A 17416-nucleotide genomic window follows, 5' to 3' on the forward strand; every position below is an offset into this window, starting at 1 on the left:
ATTTAGCTATTACAGCGAGCAGCCACGCGAGGTTTCGCAGTTTGGGCGAGCGACCAGTCCTTTAATCGGTTCATCTGGGAAAGGTAGGTCGGCGCGGCCCTCATTGATCAAATGCTGATCGCAAATCGCGTCTAATTCAGATTTACTTCGTGCGCGGCGCATGTCGTGCAAGAACTGGCCGTCTGTGTCGACTCCGAGTCCGACGAAGTTCAGAAATTTCTTCATGTGGTTGATGTGGTATTGCCCGTCCACATTCGGGCGACTTGTCGCTACGATCAGGTCTTCAATATATGCACGTACATCGCCCAGTGTCGGTTGAAAGATAGGCTGTCCCGCAAAGTGCTCGCGGTGCTGGCGGAAGATCCAAGGATTGCGGATGCACGAGCGGCCGATCATCAGTCCTGCGCTGCCTGTGTGGTCGAGCACCCATTGCCCTTTAGCCACAGAGGTGACGTTGCCATTGGCCAGCACCGGGCAGGCGAGCCGCTCGACTGCCCGTTTGATATATTCGTAGTGCACTTCACTGCGATAAGCCTCTTTCACTGTGCGCGCGTGTAGACTCAGTAGATCTACTTTATGCTTTTCGATCAGATCGAGGATGCGTTCAAAATGCTGGTCACTGTCGAAGCCGATCCGCATTTTTACGGTGAAACGCCCTTTGATGGCTCCGCGCAGGCAGTTGAGCACTTCGTCCACTTTTGAGGGCTCGCGTAAGAGCCCACCGCCCACGTTTTTCTTGTAAACTTTGGGCGCGGGGCAGCCCATATTCAGGTCGATACCGGCGACTGGAAGCTGAGCAGATTCGATTGCTTCGACCGTACGTCTTAGGTCTGGTAAACTTTCTCCAATAAGTTGGGCGAAGACTGGACGACCGGTATTATGCTGGCACACCGCGTCGACGATGTGTTGTTCCAGTGTTGAGTGGCCATGCACGCGAAAATACTCCGTAAAAAGCAGGTCCGGAGCGCCATACTTGCCCAATAGACGCATAAAGGGCAGGGTGGTCACATCCTGCATGGGGGCTAGAGCCGTCCATGGTTGACCAGCAATCAGAGGTGCAGGGAGTGGACTCATGCGATCGGGGCTAGGAGCCTTGGTCCAGAATTTTTGCTAAGATTTCAGTCATGTCATCAACAGAATCGATGACAGTTTGAGCGACATAGATCGGTTTTCCGGAGGCGAGGGCGATGACCATGGAATCACTGGGTCGGGCGTCCAATTCGATAATCTTGTGGCCGAGTTCGTTTTCCATCGAGAGGATCAGGCGCGCATAGAATGTGCCCTGGTCCGCATGGTTGATCACCACGCGCTCCACTTCAGCTCCGAGGCCATCCAGCATTGTTAGCATGAGGTCGTGCGTTAGCGGGCGTTCGGCTTGAACCCCATCGATCGCACGTTGAATGGCTTCGCCGATGCCTTGATCGACATAGATGACGAAGGTTTTTTCATCGTTACCAAGGAAGATGGCACAACCGCTGGAGGTCGGCATCACCCCTTTAACGAGAACTGGGACGACTTGTTTATCCATTTGAAATTACATTCCCGGTAGGTTGGTGGGCAGGCCGCTTGAATCGTTGCCCATTTGCGCCTTCATCGCCTTCATCATTTTTCGACCTTTACCCCCACGCATCATCTTCATCATCTTTTGCATTTGAGTAAATTGTTTGAGCAGCGCGTTGACATCACGCACTTGCACGCCCGAGCCGTTGGCGATGCGTTTTAGGCGGCTGCCGCGAAGTAGGCGAGGTTGGCGGCGCTCCTGCACGGTCATCGAGAGAATGATCGCTTCTGTGCGTGCCATCTTCTTTTCCTCCTCATCTCCGATTTCGACACCACTCATACCGGGCATCATGCCCACCAGAGAGCCCAGAGAGCCCATTTTTTTGACCTGCTGCATCTGGGATAAAAAGTCTTCGAGATTAAAATCCGCCTTACGCATCTTTTCGGCCATGCGTTCCGCTTCATCCTGATCGATCGTTTCCTGTGCTTTTTCCACCAGCGATACCACATCGCCCATACCAAGAATACGGGAGGCCATGCGGTCGGGGTGAAACAGGTCAAACTCGTCTGACTTTTCCCCCGTGCCCATAAACTTGATCGGCACATTAGAGATCGACTTCATCGAAAGCGCTGCACCGCCACGGGCGTCGCCGTCGAGCTTGGTCAGAATGATTCCCGTGCATCCCACTGCCTCGTGGAAATGCTTGGCGACATTGACCGCCTCCTGGCCCAGCGCCGCGTCAGCGACCAACAGAATTTCATCCGGTTGCACTTCAGCCTTCAAGCGCTTGATCTCTTCGATCAAGTTTTCGTCGATTTGTAGCCGACCAGCGGTGTCAAAAATAATGAGATTTGCGTCGGCTTCCTTGGCTGCTTGTAAGCCGCGCTTGCCGATCTGGACTACGTCTTTCTCTTCGCGGTCACCGTAAAAGGTGCAGCCTTCGTTCTTGGCCAGCATTTCGAGTTGGTCGATTGCCGCTGGACGATACACATCACAGGCGACCAAAGCCGGACGATAATCACGCTTCTTGGCCATGTAGCGTGCCAGTTTGCCACTGCTGGTGGTTTTACCCGAGCCATGCAAGCCCACCATCATAATGCGCAGAGGCTTTTTATCTTCGAGTTCTGTGGCGCCTTCCCCGAGCAGTTTGACCAGTTCGTCGTGAATGATCTTAATCACCTGTTGGCCGGGCGTGACTGATTTGAGCACTTCTTGCCCCACACACTGCTCTTTTACCGTGGCGACAAATTCGCGCGCTACTTTAAAGTGTACATCCGCAGAGAGCAGCGCTTGGCGCACCTCTTTGAGCGCTTCGGCCATATTCTCTTCGCTCAGTTTGCCGACACCCCGTAAATTACGAAGTGCACTGCCTAGTTTATCTGTTAAATTTTCTAACATAATCTTTCTGCCTGTATTGCCTAAGTCTACGCTTCAGTGCTGGCAACGGGAAAGTTTGCGAGAATTTCCAGCCTATTGTGGACGTATTATGGGCTAGTTCAGATTTGGATCCTCACCGAGCAAACAAAAAGCTCGGCGTATGTCTCATATGCTGCCAGAGAGTCAGCTTTTCTTAGATATGCAGTCCTCAAATCCATCCACGCACAGTCTGGTGCGGCTCATTGCTTTGCACGTCCTCTTCATCGCGGCCAGTAATTATTTGGTGCAGTTTCCGATTCAAATTTTCGGTCTCCATACCACTTGGGGGGCATTCAGTTTCCCATTAATTTTTCTGACGACTGACTTAACTGTGCGCATCTGTGGGGCTGAATTGGCGCGTAAGGTGATCTTTATCGCCATGTTTCCAGCCTTATTGCTTTCGTACCTCATATCTGTGCTGTTTCTGGACGGGGCCTATCAGGGGGCGGGGCAGTTGCTCGTATGGAATGCTTTTGTGGCACGGATCGCAGTGGCGAGTTTTGCGGCCTATGCGATTGGGCAACTGTGCGATGTCTTGGTTTTTAATCGACTCCGCCAGCGTCGGCAGTGGTGGTTGGCTCCTGCGGCATCGAGTGTGTTTGGGAATGCGGTGGATACCGTTGCTTTTTTTGCGATCGCATTCTATGCGTCCAGCGATGCGTTTATGGCTGCGAACTGGACGGAAATCGCCGCAGTCGATTACGCTTTTAAATTACTCATTAATATTCTGTTGTTTCTCCCCGCATACAAGGTGGTCTTACGTCGCTTGCAGCGGCGATTGGAGTCGCCAGCTTAAGGGGGCCTTCCGTTATCGTCATAATCTATCTGAGACTCCACTTTTTGAGTCAGACAAAGGACGATATTCACTATCGTATTTTATCATACTATAAGAATAACGGAATGAGCCGAATGGCACGAACTTAAGGGTTTTGACGCTAAAATTGTAGGGGCTTCACTTGGATATTGTCTCAATAAAGCGACATCTTCGAATTCTTAGACAGCAAGAGGCCTAAGTCTTACAACTTCGGCTACAATATTTACTTTATGTAGCCGAAATCGTGAGATTTTGAACCATTTTGATCGCAAATCTGAGTTATAATTTATTATTGAGACAGTTCACTAGTGAAGACCGCGTCTGAAAAGTCGCTCGGCAGCTAGATTCTATGCGGCGTGCCACAAGTGGCAGCCCTACGTTTTACATGCATCTGGAGTGCGACGCAGCATGGTAGGGGTTGATCACAAAAGAACGATAATGATGGGCGATCATTATCATTTGTGTATTGAGACACCTGAACCGAATTTGGTGGACAGGGATGTGCTGGGACCGGTCTACCGCTATATTCATCTACACTATGCGCTAGGGGAGTGGGGGCCCGTCTTTAGCGTCTGATTGTATGCTGCTTTCCTGTGTTGGGGACCTGCCGCTGTGTGTGGCGCGATAGAGTGTCGCGCGGGTTGATTTACCCGTTCGACGCAGCATTTCATACGGGAACGCTGTCATCCGGCGCATGCCCATATTGAGGCCCGAGGTGCGTTGGAGTGTATTGCGGACGGAGGCAAACACTTGGTCGCGGATTTCGGCCTCGCTGACGGTTCCAGCTTCATCGATAAGTGAGAGTCGGTGCCATGCATAGAGCCCGGTAAGTGCTGCGATACAGAAGACGAAATCAATGCCTCGTAGGTTGAGCGCTGGGATCGCGACCGCACCGCCTGGCAGTGCGGTGTCTGCGCTATAGAAGATTTTGATACTGATCTCTTTGATGGCAAAAAAGCTGCCGATCAAACCGCCCACGATTGGAGCGATGGTGGCGGCCAATCCCGCGAAAAAAGCATTGGTTCCGAGGTAGGCGGTGGCCTTCCCGTGTGGTGCTAAGCGCAGGGCTATGTTGGCCGCGCACAGGTTAAAGCCCGCCGTTGAAATGCCGCCCACGATATGGATCACAATTAACAGTGGAATCGTGAGGCTATGTCGCTCGGGAAGTGTGGTGAAGGGGTAGAGCAGTAAGATGAAAATGAAAAGTGGCACCGACACCGCGAGCACACTTTTATTGCTGTACCGGTCGGCGATCGCGCCCCATACTTTGAAGAAGTAAATGTTCGTTATTTGACTGAGCACCGCGAGCATGATGATGCCACTCATCGGTATGCCGATACGGTTCAACATATAGACGGTAAAGAAGGCTCCTGACATAATGACTGTGAAGCTCCATGCACTGGAGAAGAACAACAAACGGCGGAAGTTGTGATCTTTGATCGGAGCCATTAGGGAGCGGAAGAAGTTCGAGCCAGCTTCTGGCTTGGGCATCTGTGGCTCTGGCACGTGGGTGAGCAGTCTAGCGCCATAGAGTCCGAACATTGCGGCCCCCATGAAGATCATGGCGTAGGCATAGGACGCTTCGCCGATGAGCGTAGTCAAACCATCGACACTGAAGCCAGCGATCAGGCTCAGCACCGCGCCTAGGGCAGTCGCGGCAGCCAGCCTTGAGGCTAGGTAGCGGCCCATTGATTGAGCGGGCACGATGTCCTTCATCCAAGAGTTCCACGAACAACCGGCAAATGCGCCACCCACGAAGAAGGCGATCATAAAGAAGGTGAATAAGAAGACGCGACTGCCCTCGGGGGCATATAATGGAGTGAGGGCAGCAGCCACCAGAGACAGTCGTGAGGCCACTGCAAAAATGACGGTCAGCAGTTTACGTTTTCCAATCTTCTCCACGGCGAGGATCGCGGGAATCTGAGCCATTTGTGCCATCGGTGCGAGACTCGCCAATAGGCCAATCACGAAGTTGTTCGCGCCCAAGGCAAGTGCCATACCGGGCAAAAAGGCTCCTGTCACCAGTAGGGCCATCGCATGCGAGCACAGTCCGTCGTAGAAGAGATATTTGAGTCCCTTTGCGCGTTCGGAGTCGGATAGATGATGTGTCGGTGTATACCAAGCCATTCTTAGGCATGTTGCACATAAGGGGCCAGATCGCAACGAGGCTTAAGTCTTAAAGGGCAATCGCGGGCATAAGGGAAAACCCACGAAAGAGTGGAGGGTTTTAGTAAAACAAGATAAATTGGACTGACCCTTTTTGTTGGCCCTTTTTGTTGGCCGGGACTGACCCTTTTTGTTGGCCGACCCTTTTTGTTGGCCTTTTTGTTGGCCGACCTACAAAAATTGGAGCTAAGAACTGGATGTTCATTGGACATCCAGACGCAGGACAGAAAAGCGCCGTCATTTACTCTCTACTACAAACCTGCACCATCCACAATATCAACCCATACGATTATCTCACTGATGTATTGGCAAAATTGATCCCTCACGATGGCGGTCCTCCTGAGACGATCTTAGAACAGCTGCTACCTCAGAACTGGAGCAACTAGCGCAAGCTAAAAGATGGAGGTCAATGTTCGGACGATGACTGATATTAAATTTCCTGTTCAATTCTTTGCTTCTTTAAATTTAATATTTTTTCAGGGGAGAACCCCATGAATTTGTATAGGATGAAGTCTGCAATTTCTAGTGCGTTAATTGGCAAATCAAGGTATTTATCTTTAATTTCAGAATGGTTAGATTTCCAGAAGTCGACAACAAGTAAGAATGCTACATGGATTCCAACTTTCGATCTGATTTTATATAGCTGTTTTGCTCCGAGTCTGAAGCTTTCTGATCGTTCATGCAGTGCATCGATCTCATTAACTCTTTGCTGTCGGAGTTTGATCTCCCTGATGAGGTCTTCTTTTTCTTTCTTTAACGTGTCGGCTCTTGCTGTGTCTTCTAGGGATTGATCATAAATTACATTAAAGGATTTGATGTAATCTTCTTTCTCGATTTCCGAAATAACCCACTTGTAGAATTTGATTTCATTTGTCTTTTTTTGGAACTCTGACGAATCGAATTCGAGTGTTCCGTTTGCCATTTCAATAAGTGGTCTGCGGAGATTTTCAATCATGCTTTCAACGTCACATTTTGGAGGAGCGAGCCGAATAAATTTTCCTTTAGAGGGTTGATTTAACTTTTCTCTGGTGTGTTTCCAAAGCTCCCATTCTTCGTGTTGCTCGAAGCTATCAAATATGTTGTCAAATTCGGAGATTTTCTGCGTCCAGTCAGAATTGATGAATTCGTAGGTGTCCATTTTTATTTTTTGTCGAACGTAGCTGTGGCACGGAGTGAGCGACGAAGGAGCGAACGAAGTTGACCACCAGCGACTGGTTCGAACTTATTTCGATAGGTTAAATTTCAGTAGAAGGTCTTCGATTTTTATGACCTGACCATCCAGCGAATGCTCGGTATTAGCGAAATCGATGGAAACATTGAATTTGTCGGTATTATTCCAAAACCTTTGCTTATCTTGGTCTTCCATTTGATCGTAACGATCTGAGGGCATAAACTCTTTTTTGATCACGATGGAATGCGAGTTATTAGTAGTAAGTATCCTTAGTTCGTTTTCAGTTGCAGCACCGAGTGTTCCCTTGAGCGCTCCGCTTTGCTCAGCTGCGATCAATTTCTCAAGCTCTTCTTTTGTTTGCGCACCTGTGCTTTGTTCTATTCCACGGAAGATTAGCGAACCTCCATTAACTTCGTGAACCATGAATGATTTAATGTTACCTGTGCTTATTTCTATTTTCATAATTTATTTTCGAACGTAGATGGGATGAGAAGGTTTGAGGCCGCGCCAGCGGTCTGGGATCTTGTTCGTCTATGAAAACTAAACAATACAGAACGATAATCGGCGTCGACCTCGGCGATAAAAAACATCATGTTTGCGTCACTGACAAGGACGGAAACATCCTTTGCGAGAAAACGGTAGCTAACAATAAGGAGCGCTTGTCCAAGTTCGCCCATGAACATCGCGGCGCTCTTTTCGCGATCGAGGTGGGCACGCATAGTCCGTAGATTAGCCGGTTGATCGAATCGAGCGGCTGCAGCTGTCTCGTTGCGAATGCGAGGAAGCTGCGTGCGATCTACCAGAACGATCGCAAATGCGATGAATATGACGCCCGTATGCTGGCAAAGCTGGCACGGGTGGACCCCGAACTGCTGAGCCCGATCCAGCATGGATCGGAGGCACGCCAGTTGCACCGCTTGAGCATTACCCTACGTGACTCCTTGGTTCGCCAGCGGGTAAACATCATCAGCACCATACGTTTCTCCCTCAAATCCCTAGGTGTGCGTATCTCTGGATGCTCGACGCCGTATTTTGCTGGCCGCTGTCGTGCGGAACTCGAGGGCATGCCCTTGCTGGAGACCTTGGAAGCGTCTCTTGATGCTATCGAAGGATTGAACTCGCAGATTAAAGCCCTGGACAAGCAAATCGCTAAGACCGCAGCAGAGCATTACCCAGAGACTAAGCTTCTAGAGCAGATTGGAGGCGTCGGTCCGATTACTTCTTTGAGCTTCGTGTTGGCGATCGGCCAACACGAGCGCTTTGAGGATCCTCGTAACGTGGGTGCTTACTTTGGATTAGTGCCCCGGCGTGATCAATCGGGACAGGGCGATAAGCAACTCCCGATCAGCAAAGCTGGCAATCGAGAGATGCGTCGATTGTTAGTGCAATGCGCCCAATATATTATGGGAAGCTTCGGACCAGACTGCGACCTGCGTAGCTATGGACTCAATCTGGCAGCTAAAGGAGGTAGGTCAGCGAAGCGAAAAGCGGTGATTGCGGTCGCCCGCAAACTGGCCGTGCTGATGCTCATGCTATGGAAAACTGGACAGCCTTACGATCCGCTACGAAATGCGCCCATTCCGTCGCCTCTGAGTAAAGAGACTGCATGAACTAAACATAATTTTTTTATGGATAAACCAAATCGAATTTTCCGGGGTCACTGCGGCCAGTTCTCAGCATCAACGAATGCGTAACGTAGATAGCAGCCCCCAATAACTTTTAAACAGAAAGCGGAATCAATCGTGCAGCGAGGCTCAAAGCCTTATAACTAGACTGCGAATGGAAGCGCGATTCCGTTTATCCAATATTACAAACAAAATTAGCGATAAACACTCAGCAAAAATGAATTTTTGATCTTTACTTAGAAAACCTTCTCATGGAAGAGATCAGCGGATGCGAGCCGACTGATTTTGATAAACACTGGCGGCGATACTCGCATTCGCTGGATCGACTGGATCTATGCTTTATTGGGTCTGTTGGCAATCAGTTGAATCAACTGAATCTTTAAGCTGCTGTTTGATTTCTTTTTGTATTCGCTGAAGTCGATAGGCAATCCATAGTGTAAGTAAGATACCAACCATTGGAATCGCTCTCACCCTGAGGCCATCCGAATTTGACAGTTCACTTGAGGCCCAGAGCCAAAGGGCAATTAGGCCATAACAAAGTAATTGTGTGAATTGAATTTTCATCTTTTCCTATAGATCGTAGAGATGTATCGATGTAGTGGAGGCGGAGCCGTAACGGAATTGATACGATCGACTGGTTAGGCCATTGCGGCTGATCCAGCGATTATTTGCTTAGCAATCTCTTCGACCAAAATGATCTCCGAGCGAAGCTTCTCGAGATTCGTTGAAGAAGCGACAAAGGGGATGGCCTTAGACTCATCAAAGTCCGGGTTAGAATGAACTATTGAACACCTGAGAGCATAGATTCTAGTTGTGAGCGTTTGGAAAAATCTGGAATCAGATTCGAATGAAATGCCTGATAGCTTAAGCTCCTTAGAACATTCAAGGACGCATTCTTGCTCGAAATGGTCGAGAACATCTAGTTCATCAAGAGCCGCTCTGATGTCTGCCTGTTCTACATATTGGGTGAGGACACGCTGAACCTTAATCTTATCGGAGGAATGCTTATCTGATTCCTTTCTTAGGACTTGAACACACTCTCGGATGTATTTGTCAGATTTCGCGTGAAAATCATGTTTAGCTAACATCCGTTTCACAGCTTCTGTAACCGATCGATATGCTGATCGATCTGCAAAGAACTCAAGAATGTGAAAATAGCACAGAAACTGAAATGGAAGATAGTCTGTCCGTTTGGCCAGTCGGTAGTATTGTAGAAGTTCAGGTGCGTATTCCTTGTAAATCAGATTAAGCGGTTCTTGCGGCAAGCTGGTTCGAGGGCGAATACGTCGACGCATCATGCGTCTCACAGCATCCACTCTTCTTGGAATTAGCCCGAATCCATATGTTAGATCTAGATCGTATAGGACTGAATCCAATATAGATTCAGTGTCCTGCTCTAGGGAATCCTTTAAGTATCGTCTTGCACCTAGACCAGTAATCGAAATCTGAAACCCTCTCATGATGTATGAACCTCTTCGGCGCGAGACAAGGTAAGCCACATCTCCAAGAAGCGTATCTTCTTCGATTGGTTCGATTTTTATAGATATCGGCTTACTTCCATATGAGAGCTTCAATTCGATAGGATTGCTATGCTCAGACCTGCTTGAATAGACGGGTGTCTCAGGACGAGCAAGAATATGGATTCCATCGTCGTTACGGTAGCCGAGAAGATCACTCATGAGAGTGCACTCGGATTCAACCACACGCTGTAAGTATTCGATGTCCTCTTCTTTTCGAATATGTATTTGGAGGTCAGGAATACCCTTAATACCCTTGATGTAGAAGTAGGTATAGACTTCTTCTCCTTCATCCGAGACGAACTTTCTTTCGACCTTTTCGAAGGAGAGACGCTGATGGGCTTCAGTGAATGCTTTTAGTTGCGTTTCCATTTATTCATTTTTGCCTAACTTAAAGTGTTATATCATTCACTCAGTGAATGATAACTCGGGTTGGTGTTTTGTTTGATTGTGAGGTGTTTTTCGATGGAACCGTTTGATTTGTATGACTGAGGCTTTAGTTCTGTCGGCGGATTGCGGTTGACTGAATAGTCAGTAGGTAAGTCAAAATTATGTGTAATATCAAGATTTTGTTTCCGGCGATTCGTGCACTCAGCGGTGGTTTTTGCTTGCCATTAAGTGAATATTTGAGCACCAATAGATTTGTTGTGAAAACCATACATTTTCCCCGTTGGGCTGAGGTATTGGCCGCGTAAAAAGGCTTCGCCTCACCACGTAAAGAGCAGAGCTCACGTGGCAGGCGGCGGTTATTCTTTTAGGGATGATCAGTTATGTTCTATGTTTACGTGCTGCAGTCTCAACTCGATCAGGGGCTTTACATCGGTTATACTGTCAATTTGCGTCGCCGTCTATTTGAGCATAATACTGGTGAAGCAACCGCGACTTCTTTTCGAAGACCTTGGAAGCTCATTTATTATGAGGCGTATTTGATTGAAGAGGACGCAATGGGGCGAGAGCGCTTTTTGAAGAGCGGAGCAGGCAGGCGTCATATTGACAAGCAATTGCGTCGCTATTTTGAGCGACATCCTCGAGCTTGAACCGCGTGAGGCGCAGCCTTTTACGCGGGAGACGACGCAGATTTACACGCATGTGATGCAGAAGCCTGGGGTGGGGGTGCGCAGTCCACTGGACAGTTTGTGAGTGTCAGCAGTTCAAGCGCCATCAGACGGCAATCTTGTAGTTGCTGTCTTCTAGGATTATGGTTTGCTCTGCGATCAAGTGCTATACGCTGGCTTCGCAGACTTGGGCGGTTTTTGGGTGACGCGGGTGAAGCTGAAGTGCTTGGCGATCTCTCTTGAAAAGTCTTCTGCGGGGAAGTTGATGTTTTTTTCTAAGGTATCGAGGTCGGTGTTGCTGAGTTTGAGCTGGGGGACGTCTCGCAGGCTTCAGTCGCTCGAACGGGAACTAGGTTAATCGCTGACTCTGTCACTTTTTGGCTAAATACTATATTTTGAGGCCGTTTGTGCTGGACTCGTATGAGGTGTTTCGGCTAGGTGGGGTAAATAAGTTTTATTTATTAAATGAATAAGACTCCTTACTCTTAGACCAGCTAGGCCGTCTCGGCGTTCCTAGTTATTTGCTATGAACGATTTAGTTATGTGCCGACTACGTCTCCTCTCTTTTTTATACCTTCTTTTTTCCATATCTGCACCGGGGTTATTCGGGCAGATCCAAAACACTTATACCTCTGGGACCATCGAACGGGTGGAGTTGAGTGCGGACACTGTGCTCTACGCATCGCGTTCATCTGACGATACGATCGAGGTCGAGGTGGACGTTTCCTTTAGTCGTCAGAGTGGTTTGGTCTTGGGCACCAATGTGTTTACAATGCGTTTGCAGTTGCTGGACGACGAGGGGGCCGTGCTCCAGTCTCAGGATGAGTCGATCGGCGAACGCACGACGGCTACAGTGACGCCGGTGACCTTTAGTTATAGCATCGAGCCGGAAGCGCAGTTGGATGTGAATAAGCGTTATTATATACGAGCACAGTTGTATCGAATGGGCACTGGGGCGTTTCCGCGCTTACAGGCTGTGAACTCGCCCATGAACAGTTCGTCTTCGCAGTTTTTTCATTTCGTGAATACGCAGAGCTCGGATGCGGCTTTAAATGTCTTGTTCGACTACGATGAGGTTGAATGGCAGCGTCTTTTCGCGATCCGCACCAGCGAGACGCAGCAGACTTTTCAAGTGGATGTCATCGGCAATATCTATCGCTACGATGGCTATTCTGCATCGAATGGCTCAGACGATGTTGAGTTTGTGTTGAGTTATGAGCTCGTCAATGGAGTGACCGATGAGGTGGTGGCGACGGCATCTAATGAGAGTCGTCAGACAGTTTCTCTGGCTCGCTATTATATTCATTATGGCAGTGGACTGCTTTATCCCAGCACTGTGCAAAACCATGCCTTCACGATTGATATCGAACCGCTGGAGCAGCTGGATTCTGTGAACGATCATTTTTACGTGCGGGTGACTGCGGCGCATATTGAAGAGGCGGGTGAAGATCCTGTGATTGCGGGGCAGAAGCAGAGTATGTCGCATCGTTTGCTGCATTTTAGTGGCGATCTGGAATTTAATGGTTTGGCGACCACCTTTACGGAGGTTTCGAATACGCCCACCGCTTCCGTTGGTGGGATTAATTACGTCAATACTTGGCTGCAAGTGACTAATAACTCAGGCAGTGTCAGCTCTTGGGACATCTACCAGTTCGGGAACGATGAACAGCTGAGCGAGGTCCGTTTGATGTCGAATGGGCGTGCCTCGGTGCAAGTGGGAGAGGTGGCGCTGGGCACTGTTGCAGATGTCGAATTTGACGATGTGATTAAAGCAGCGGGCGATATTAAGTTTGGCTATCAGAGTCTAAAATTGACGCCTTCGGGGCCGGTTTCCGGTGAGCAGTTGGATGGTTCGCCGACTACGGCGATCACGTTATTTTTGCCGACAGGGCTGGGCTATACTAAAGATGATATCTTGCTCAATCAAAAGCGCTTGTTGGATTTGATCCCCATGCCTGGGCCGGTGGCGCTGGATAATTTATTTAATCCCATGGAGTCATTTCAGGCTACGCCCAGTGGTCGAACCTGGTTGCACCAAGAGGGGCGGCCTTATGGGATCGAATTTGATCAAATCTCCTTCGACCCGGCCTTGGGAGAAATTAGTGTGAACCCGGTGGATGTGGTCTACAATCAAGCGGATGCCTTGGGCGCATTGGAAGCGCACTCGGGAGATTTGGAAGCGGTCTCTATGGCGGTGAAGCCATCCAATGAGCAGTATTATCGTTATGCGACTTCGGTGGTGGGGCAGGTGCAGATTCGCGCTGATTTCAACGGATTGGCCTTGGTGAGCAGTCAGCTGAGTTTGAGTGCGGGGGAGTTTTCGCCTCACTTCCCGCTGTCGGGGCTCTTACGCTGGACGGGCACGGGCGATATTTTCCAAGTCGATAGTTTGATCGATCCCTCCCAGAGTTTCTTGCGAGGGGTGCAAGCCGTGCGTATGGACTACCATCAGAGTTGCCCGGATGCATTTTGTGGCTTGGGCCAGCCGCCTAGCGAGTTGCTGACTTGGATCGCTGATGGCAGTCAGTTGTCGTTCACTCCCGATGGTGGCTTGTCAGGCTCCGGGGACTTACTCAAAGAAGGCCTGGACTGGGGCTATTTGGAAACGAAGGGGAATGGCGAGGAACTCTATGCGCATCGCACGGGAGCTTTTGACCGCGGCCAGTTCTTGATCGCCGGGCACGCACTTATGGGCCTGTCTGATGTGTGGAATTCGTCTCCGGCGACTTCGAAATACGATTTTGATCACAGCCCCAGCGTGCTTTTGTTGGCGGGCTATGATCGCAACCTAATGCAACACGAGCGCTTCGGCACGAACGAGTATTTGTTGGGTGTGGGGGATTATCCCGGCCTGAATTTTCGTGTTTCAGATTTTTCTGATTTGGAGGGCTACAGTCGTATTGGCCGGCCGGATGCGTCGATTCCTGATTTTGCTTTTACCCCTGATGTAAATGCCAAATATTATGTGCGTCCTGCAGGGGTGAGTGGGGTGCATGAAGCGCAAGATGATAGCTTTGATTCTAGTCTCACGATTTATGGCTATCCATTTAAACTCGATAACTACGGGTTGTCTTTTCTGGATAGTGAAAACCACGAGAGCCAGACCAATGGTAGCTTGTCGGTGCCGGAACCTGCGAATTTCAGCCAATCGTTCTTAGAGCTTTCATTGTCCTGTGTGGGGGAACTAGAGGAGGCCGAGTTGGACCCTAGAGATCTTGGTGAGAAAACACTGGAGTATTGGAATGGTGCCTTTGAGCCGAAAACCATGCGCTTTTTAGCACCAGTGGGGGATGATGTTTGCCTGCGCACCGGTGATCCGATTCTTGCGATGGGGCTGACGACCGAGGTTGCCCATGTGGATGCTGTGTTATTTGGCGAGATGGGTTTCTTCCCGGATGGCGAAATCGCCGCTGCGGCGGACGGCTATCCAGTGGACTCGCGCTTCTTATTGCCCGCTCAATTGGAACTGGATGGGCCGAGCGGTGAGGCGAGCTACACCATGACACCGGTGAGCGCGCTTTATTTTAATGATCACGCCGAAGGTCCGGCCGAGCGGGGCTTTGCGACCTTTGCGGCGACTCAAGATGTGCCTTTCTTTGTCGATGTCTTGGTGCAAGTCATGACCAGTGCAGATGCGGATAGCAGCGTGCAATACGATGTGGTGGGAGGCTGGCCCACCCAGGGGTGGACAGAGGCGGGAGCCTCCTATTTTACGCATGCTGAGTTTGACGGTGGCAACATCGGCTGGCCGACTGCTTCCGCTGCGGACTTGAGCAGTTACGATGACTACCGCCGTCCTTCTTCAGCCGTTCCGAGTGCCTACACACCGCTGGCTTTACAGAGCTTCTTTGGCGTATTGGATTTTGAATACCCCTTGAAGTGGAACACTTCCTCGCGTTACTACCGCTCGTATAGCGCGCAGAATGACAATTTGATGGTGCTTAATATCGAGCACTCGGTGGACTACTTAAGTGCGGAGCACATCGAGGTATCCTTTGGTGTGCAATATGACGGGCTGCCGCAGTTGAATCTATCGAACATGCTGTTCTCTGGGCCGAGGATCAACTCGGTGCGGGCCAAGCCTTCGTCGAAGGTGCGCAGGAGGAGATCGTGAACTCGATCGCAGGGGGCATCGATGGCGTGGCTGAGATGTTAAACGATCGCATCGATACCTTTTATGCGGAGTTGTTTGATCGGATCGATGATCTAGTGCTGGACCCCTTGTATAATGAATTGGGGGCCGAATTTGAAGCGGCTCTAGCGATTGCGCAGAATAATGGGCCAGATTTGTTTAGTGATTATCGGACGACTTACGCCGACCCCTTACTGGATCAGTATGTCTATGATCCCGACAATCCGGATAGTGGCATATTATTCGCGCAGTTGGATCAACTGCGAGGGAAGCTGGACGCACCCTTTGGTATTGTGCAGGAAATCGATAAGCGGCTGGCCAAATTGGAGCAAACACTGGTTGCCATTACGGGGCAGCTGTATGTGACACAAAACGGTATCGAGATTGATTTGCCGGAGGTTGATATCGAGCGTATCGTGCCGGGCATCTTAAGTAAGAACGGTGACGGGAAGCGCGATGTGGTGGTCAATATTGTGACCGCGCTGATCGGTGAACTGGTCGAAGACCCACTCGGAGCGGCGATTGCCGAGCAATTGACCGAAGGCGAGACCGCGATCCAACAACAATTGGACGAGCTTTTAGCCGAAGCCGAACCGACCTTGGCTGAAATCGAAAAAATCGTGAATGACCTGCGTGAAGAAGTCACCATGATCCGAGGGAAACTCGCAGAGGCGGGGGAGATACACGATGCATTGACCGCGATCCTGGATGAAGCCGAAATGGAAATGAGAGCTGTGGCGATGGAAGTTCGCGCGACGGCAGACGAATTCCTCGATGAGTTGGAAGCAGAGTATGCGCGCCTCTACCCGACAGAGCAACTGGAGCAGATCCCGAACCCCTTTGAGGAGTATCCTCGCGAAGAGGTGACAGCTCTATTGCGGCAAAAGCTAGTCGATGAGGTCGGTGCAGCGCCCTTCGTGAAAAAGATTCAGTATACGCTGAAGCAGTATCTATACGATCTCAATGGCACGGTCGAAAACACCATCGACAATGTATTTGCCGAGGTGAATGTGATCATCCGTGAGTTAATTTCGGAGACGGTCGTCGAGTTGGAGAAGGAAATAAATCCGATGCTGAGCGATTTGAGCGATACCGTGGGCTCGGGGCAAATCGATGGGGTGGCTCACTTCCGTGGCGACGCACTCACACGTTTGCGCTTGGACGGTAGCTTTGAGTGGCAAGTGCCGGAGCCCTTGCAGTTCCGTGGATATATGGAGTATTTACAGCTCGATAGCGATGCGCCCGGCAGTTGTGGCGGCGATTCTGGTGATAAGTTGACCGAAGTCTCGATGGGAGCTTTGGATATTCCGTTGGAATGGATTTCGCCGGGCATGCGGGCCGATGTGGGGGCCAAGTTTAGTATGATCTACGCTGCTGAAGCGGATCTGCCAGTCTATCCCGCGGGGCTCGCTGGGTCTTTTCAAATGACCGGCGGCGAGCTTGGCTTTGAGGCCTTTACTATATTCGATCTTAAAGCAGCGGTCGCTTTTGGCCTGCATGAAAATTACATCGCTGCAGGGGCCGGCATGATTATTAGTAGTTATGAGGCCTCCGGAGGGATCTTCCTCGGGAAGTCTTGCAGCGCGGACCCCATCTTACTGATTGACCCGCTCGCAGGTGAGGTGCTCGGCGATGGCGTATTCCTCGGCGCGTATGCCTATGGGGAGGCTTGGATTCCGATCAGTGAGGCTGCGTTGGGCATTCCGGCCAGTTGTATGTTCCGCGTTTCGGCAGGCATCGGAGCCGGTGTCTTTTACTTCGTCGATGGACCTGTCTTTGGCGGACGTATGCTAGTCGGAGCGAGTGGTGAAGCACTCTGTGCGGTCTCGATTCGGGGAGATGTCAGCCTGGTGGGCGTGAAGGATGGCGGTGAGTTCCGCTTCAATGGCCGCGGGCGCCTGCAGGGCAAAGCGGGGCCGTGTCCGCTCTGTCTCAAGTTCTCAAAGACTGCCAAGGTCAAATACGATAGCAAGTGGAGCGTCGATCTGTAGCTCACATCCGAATTTTTAATTTTAAAAT

At 50.2% G+C, this 17416-nt stretch carries 14 protein-coding genes and 1 pseudogene; 7 read left to right on the forward strand and 8 right to left on the reverse strand.

The window, feature by feature from the left end:
• Positions 1–9: 9 nt before the first annotated feature.
• The 3 genes from SH580_RS20345 to ffh are packed head-to-tail and all read right to left on the reverse strand — an operon-like array spanning position 10 to position 2899.
• Positions 10–1074: a tRNA dihydrouridine synthase gene (locus SH580_RS20345; RefSeq protein ID WP_319832651.1), complete on the reverse strand. Its 1065-nt coding sequence runs from the start codon at positions 1072–1074 to the stop codon at positions 10–12.
• A 10-nt stretch (positions 1075–1084) separates the two neighbouring features.
• Entirely contained in the window at positions 1085–1528 is a 444-nt protein-coding gene (locus SH580_RS20350; protein ID WP_319832652.1) for a bifunctional nuclease family protein, read from the reverse strand.
• A 6-nt stretch (positions 1529–1534) separates the two neighbouring features.
• Positions 1535–2899 carry a signal recognition particle protein gene (ffh, locus tag SH580_RS20355; protein WP_319832653.1) on the reverse strand — a complete coding sequence of 455 codons (1365 nt, stop codon included), beginning with the start codon at positions 2897–2899 and terminating at the stop codon, positions 1535–1537.
• Positions 2900–3077: 178 nt separating this feature from the next.
• Between ffh and SH580_RS20360 the strand changes: the two genes are divergently transcribed.
• A complete protein-coding gene (locus tag SH580_RS20360; RefSeq protein WP_345786236.1) occupies positions 3078–3713 on the forward strand; it encodes a 7-cyano-7-deazaguanine/7-aminomethyl-7-deazaguanine transporter in 636 nt (211 codons plus the stop codon).
• Positions 3714–4274: 561 nt separating this feature from the next.
• On the opposite strand, the gene SH580_RS20365 is transcribed toward SH580_RS20360, so the two are convergent.
• On the reverse strand, positions 4275–5858 hold the full coding sequence (locus SH580_RS20365; protein ID WP_319832655.1) for an MFS transporter: 1584 nt from the start codon (positions 5856–5858) through the stop codon (positions 4275–4277).
• Positions 5859–6094: 236 nt separating this feature from the next.
• On the opposite strand from SH580_RS20365, the gene SH580_RS20370 reads away from it, so the two are divergent.
• Entirely contained in the window at positions 6095–6283 is a 189-nt protein-coding gene (locus tag SH580_RS20370; protein ID WP_319832656.1) for a transposase domain-containing protein, read from the forward strand.
• Between the two features lie 44 nt (positions 6284–6327).
• Here SH580_RS20370 and SH580_RS20375 read toward each other — a convergent pair whose 3' ends face one another.
• The 3 genes from SH580_RS20375 to SH580_RS20385 all read right to left on the reverse strand — a co-directional run bounded on the left by SH580_RS20375 (position 6328) and on the right by SH580_RS20385 (position 7787).
• Complete coding sequence (locus SH580_RS20375) at positions 6328–7035, reverse strand: hypothetical protein (protein ID WP_319832657.1); 708 nt, start codon at positions 7033–7035, stop codon at positions 6328–6330.
• An 84-nt stretch (positions 7036–7119) separates the two neighbouring features.
• A complete protein-coding gene (locus SH580_RS20380; protein ID WP_319832658.1) occupies positions 7120–7530 on the reverse strand; it encodes a hypothetical protein in 411 nt (136 codons plus the stop codon).
• Positions 7527–7787, reverse strand: coding sequence for a hypothetical protein (locus SH580_RS20385; protein WP_319835041.1), 261 nt, complete (start codon positions 7785–7787; stop codon positions 7527–7529). Before SH580_RS20385 ends, SH580_RS20380 begins: the two co-directional genes overlap by 4 nt.
• Here SH580_RS20385 and SH580_RS20390 point away from each other — a divergent pair.
• Positions 7689–8678: pseudogene (locus SH580_RS20390) on the forward strand (IS110 family RNA-guided transposase). The gene SH580_RS20385 and the pseudogene SH580_RS20390 sit on opposite strands and share 99 nt — an antisense overlap.
• Positions 8679–9331: 653 nt before the next feature.
• Here the strand turns inward: SH580_RS20390 and SH580_RS20395 are convergent.
• Positions 9332–10582 (reverse strand): hypothetical protein, encoded by a 1251-nt coding sequence (locus SH580_RS20395; RefSeq protein ID WP_319832659.1) that lies wholly within the window; start codon positions 10580–10582, stop codon positions 9332–9334.
• Positions 10583–10980: 398 nt separating this feature from the next.
• On the opposite strand from SH580_RS20395, the gene SH580_RS22090 reads away from it, so the two are divergent.
• The 4 genes from SH580_RS22090 to SH580_RS20410 all read left to right on the forward strand — a co-directional run bounded on the left by SH580_RS22090 (position 10981) and on the right by SH580_RS20410 (position 17388).
• Positions 10981–11247: a GIY-YIG nuclease family protein gene (locus SH580_RS22090; RefSeq protein ID WP_345786208.1), complete on the forward strand. Its 267-nt coding sequence runs from the start codon at positions 10981–10983 to the stop codon at positions 11245–11247.
• Complete coding sequence (locus tag SH580_RS20400; RefSeq protein WP_319832660.1) at positions 11225–11350, forward strand: hypothetical protein; 126 nt, start codon at positions 11225–11227, stop codon at positions 11348–11350. Before SH580_RS22090 ends, SH580_RS20400 begins: the two co-directional genes overlap by 23 nt.
• Positions 11351–11791: 441 nt before the next feature.
• Positions 11792–15379 carry a hypothetical protein gene (locus SH580_RS20405; RefSeq protein ID WP_319832661.1) on the forward strand — a complete coding sequence of 1196 codons (3588 nt, stop codon included), beginning with the start codon at positions 11792–11794 and terminating at the stop codon, positions 15377–15379.
• Entirely contained in the window at positions 15376–17388 is a 2013-nt protein-coding gene (locus tag SH580_RS20410) for a hypothetical protein (protein ID WP_319832662.1), read from the forward strand. The genes SH580_RS20405 and SH580_RS20410 overlap by 4 nt, the downstream gene beginning before the upstream one ends.
• Positions 17389–17416: the final 28 nt, after the last annotated feature.

Origin of the sequence: Coraliomargarita algicola (assembly GCF_033878955.1) — a bacterium.
GTDB classification, from domain to species: Bacteria; Verrucomicrobiota; Verrucomicrobiia; order Opitutales; family Coraliomargaritaceae; genus Thalassobacterium; species Thalassobacterium algicola.

What these genes read in the sequence shown, in the direction of transcription:
- SH580_RS20345 (WP_319832651.1), bottom strand. Translation starts at nt 1,074, where the DNA reads ATGAGTCCACTCCCTGCACCTCTGATTGCTGGTCAACCATGGACGGCT.
- SH580_RS20350 (WP_319832652.1), bottom strand. Translation starts at nt 1,528, where the DNA reads ATGGATAAACAAGTCGTCCCAGTTCTCGTTAAAGGGGTGATGCCGACC.
- ffh (WP_319832653.1), bottom strand. Translation starts at nt 2,899, where the DNA reads ATGTTAGAAAATTTAACAGATAAACTAGGCAGTGCACTTCGTAATTTA.
- SH580_RS20360 (WP_345786236.1), top strand. Translation starts at nt 3,078, where the DNA reads ATGCAGTCCTCAAATCCATCCACGCACAGTCTGGTGCGGCTCATTGCT.
- SH580_RS20365 (WP_319832655.1), bottom strand. Translation starts at nt 5,858, where the DNA reads ATGGCTTGGTATACACCGACACATCATCTATCCGACTCCGAACGCGCA.
- SH580_RS20370 (WP_319832656.1), top strand. Translation starts at nt 6,095, where the DNA reads ATGTTCATTGGACATCCAGACGCAGGACAGAAAAGCGCCGTCATTTAC.
- SH580_RS20375 (WP_319832657.1), bottom strand. Translation starts at nt 7,035, where the DNA reads ATGGACACCTACGAATTCATCAATTCTGACTGGACGCAGAAAATCTCC.
- SH580_RS20380 (WP_319832658.1), bottom strand. Translation starts at nt 7,530, where the DNA reads ATGAAAATAGAAATAAGCACAGGTAACATTAAATCATTCATGGTTCAC.
- SH580_RS20385 (WP_319835041.1), bottom strand. Translation starts at nt 7,787, where the DNA reads ATGCGTGCCCACCTCGATCGCGAAAAGAGCGCCGCGATGTTCATGGGC.
- SH580_RS20395 (WP_319832659.1), bottom strand. Translation starts at nt 10,582, where the DNA reads ATGGAAACGCAACTAAAAGCATTCACTGAAGCCCATCAGCGTCTCTCC.
- SH580_RS22090 (WP_345786208.1), top strand. Translation starts at nt 10,981, where the DNA reads ATGTTCTATGTTTACGTGCTGCAGTCTCAACTCGATCAGGGGCTTTAC.
- SH580_RS20405 (WP_319832661.1), top strand. Translation starts at nt 11,792, where the DNA reads ATGAACGATTTAGTTATGTGCCGACTACGTCTCCTCTCTTTTTTATAC.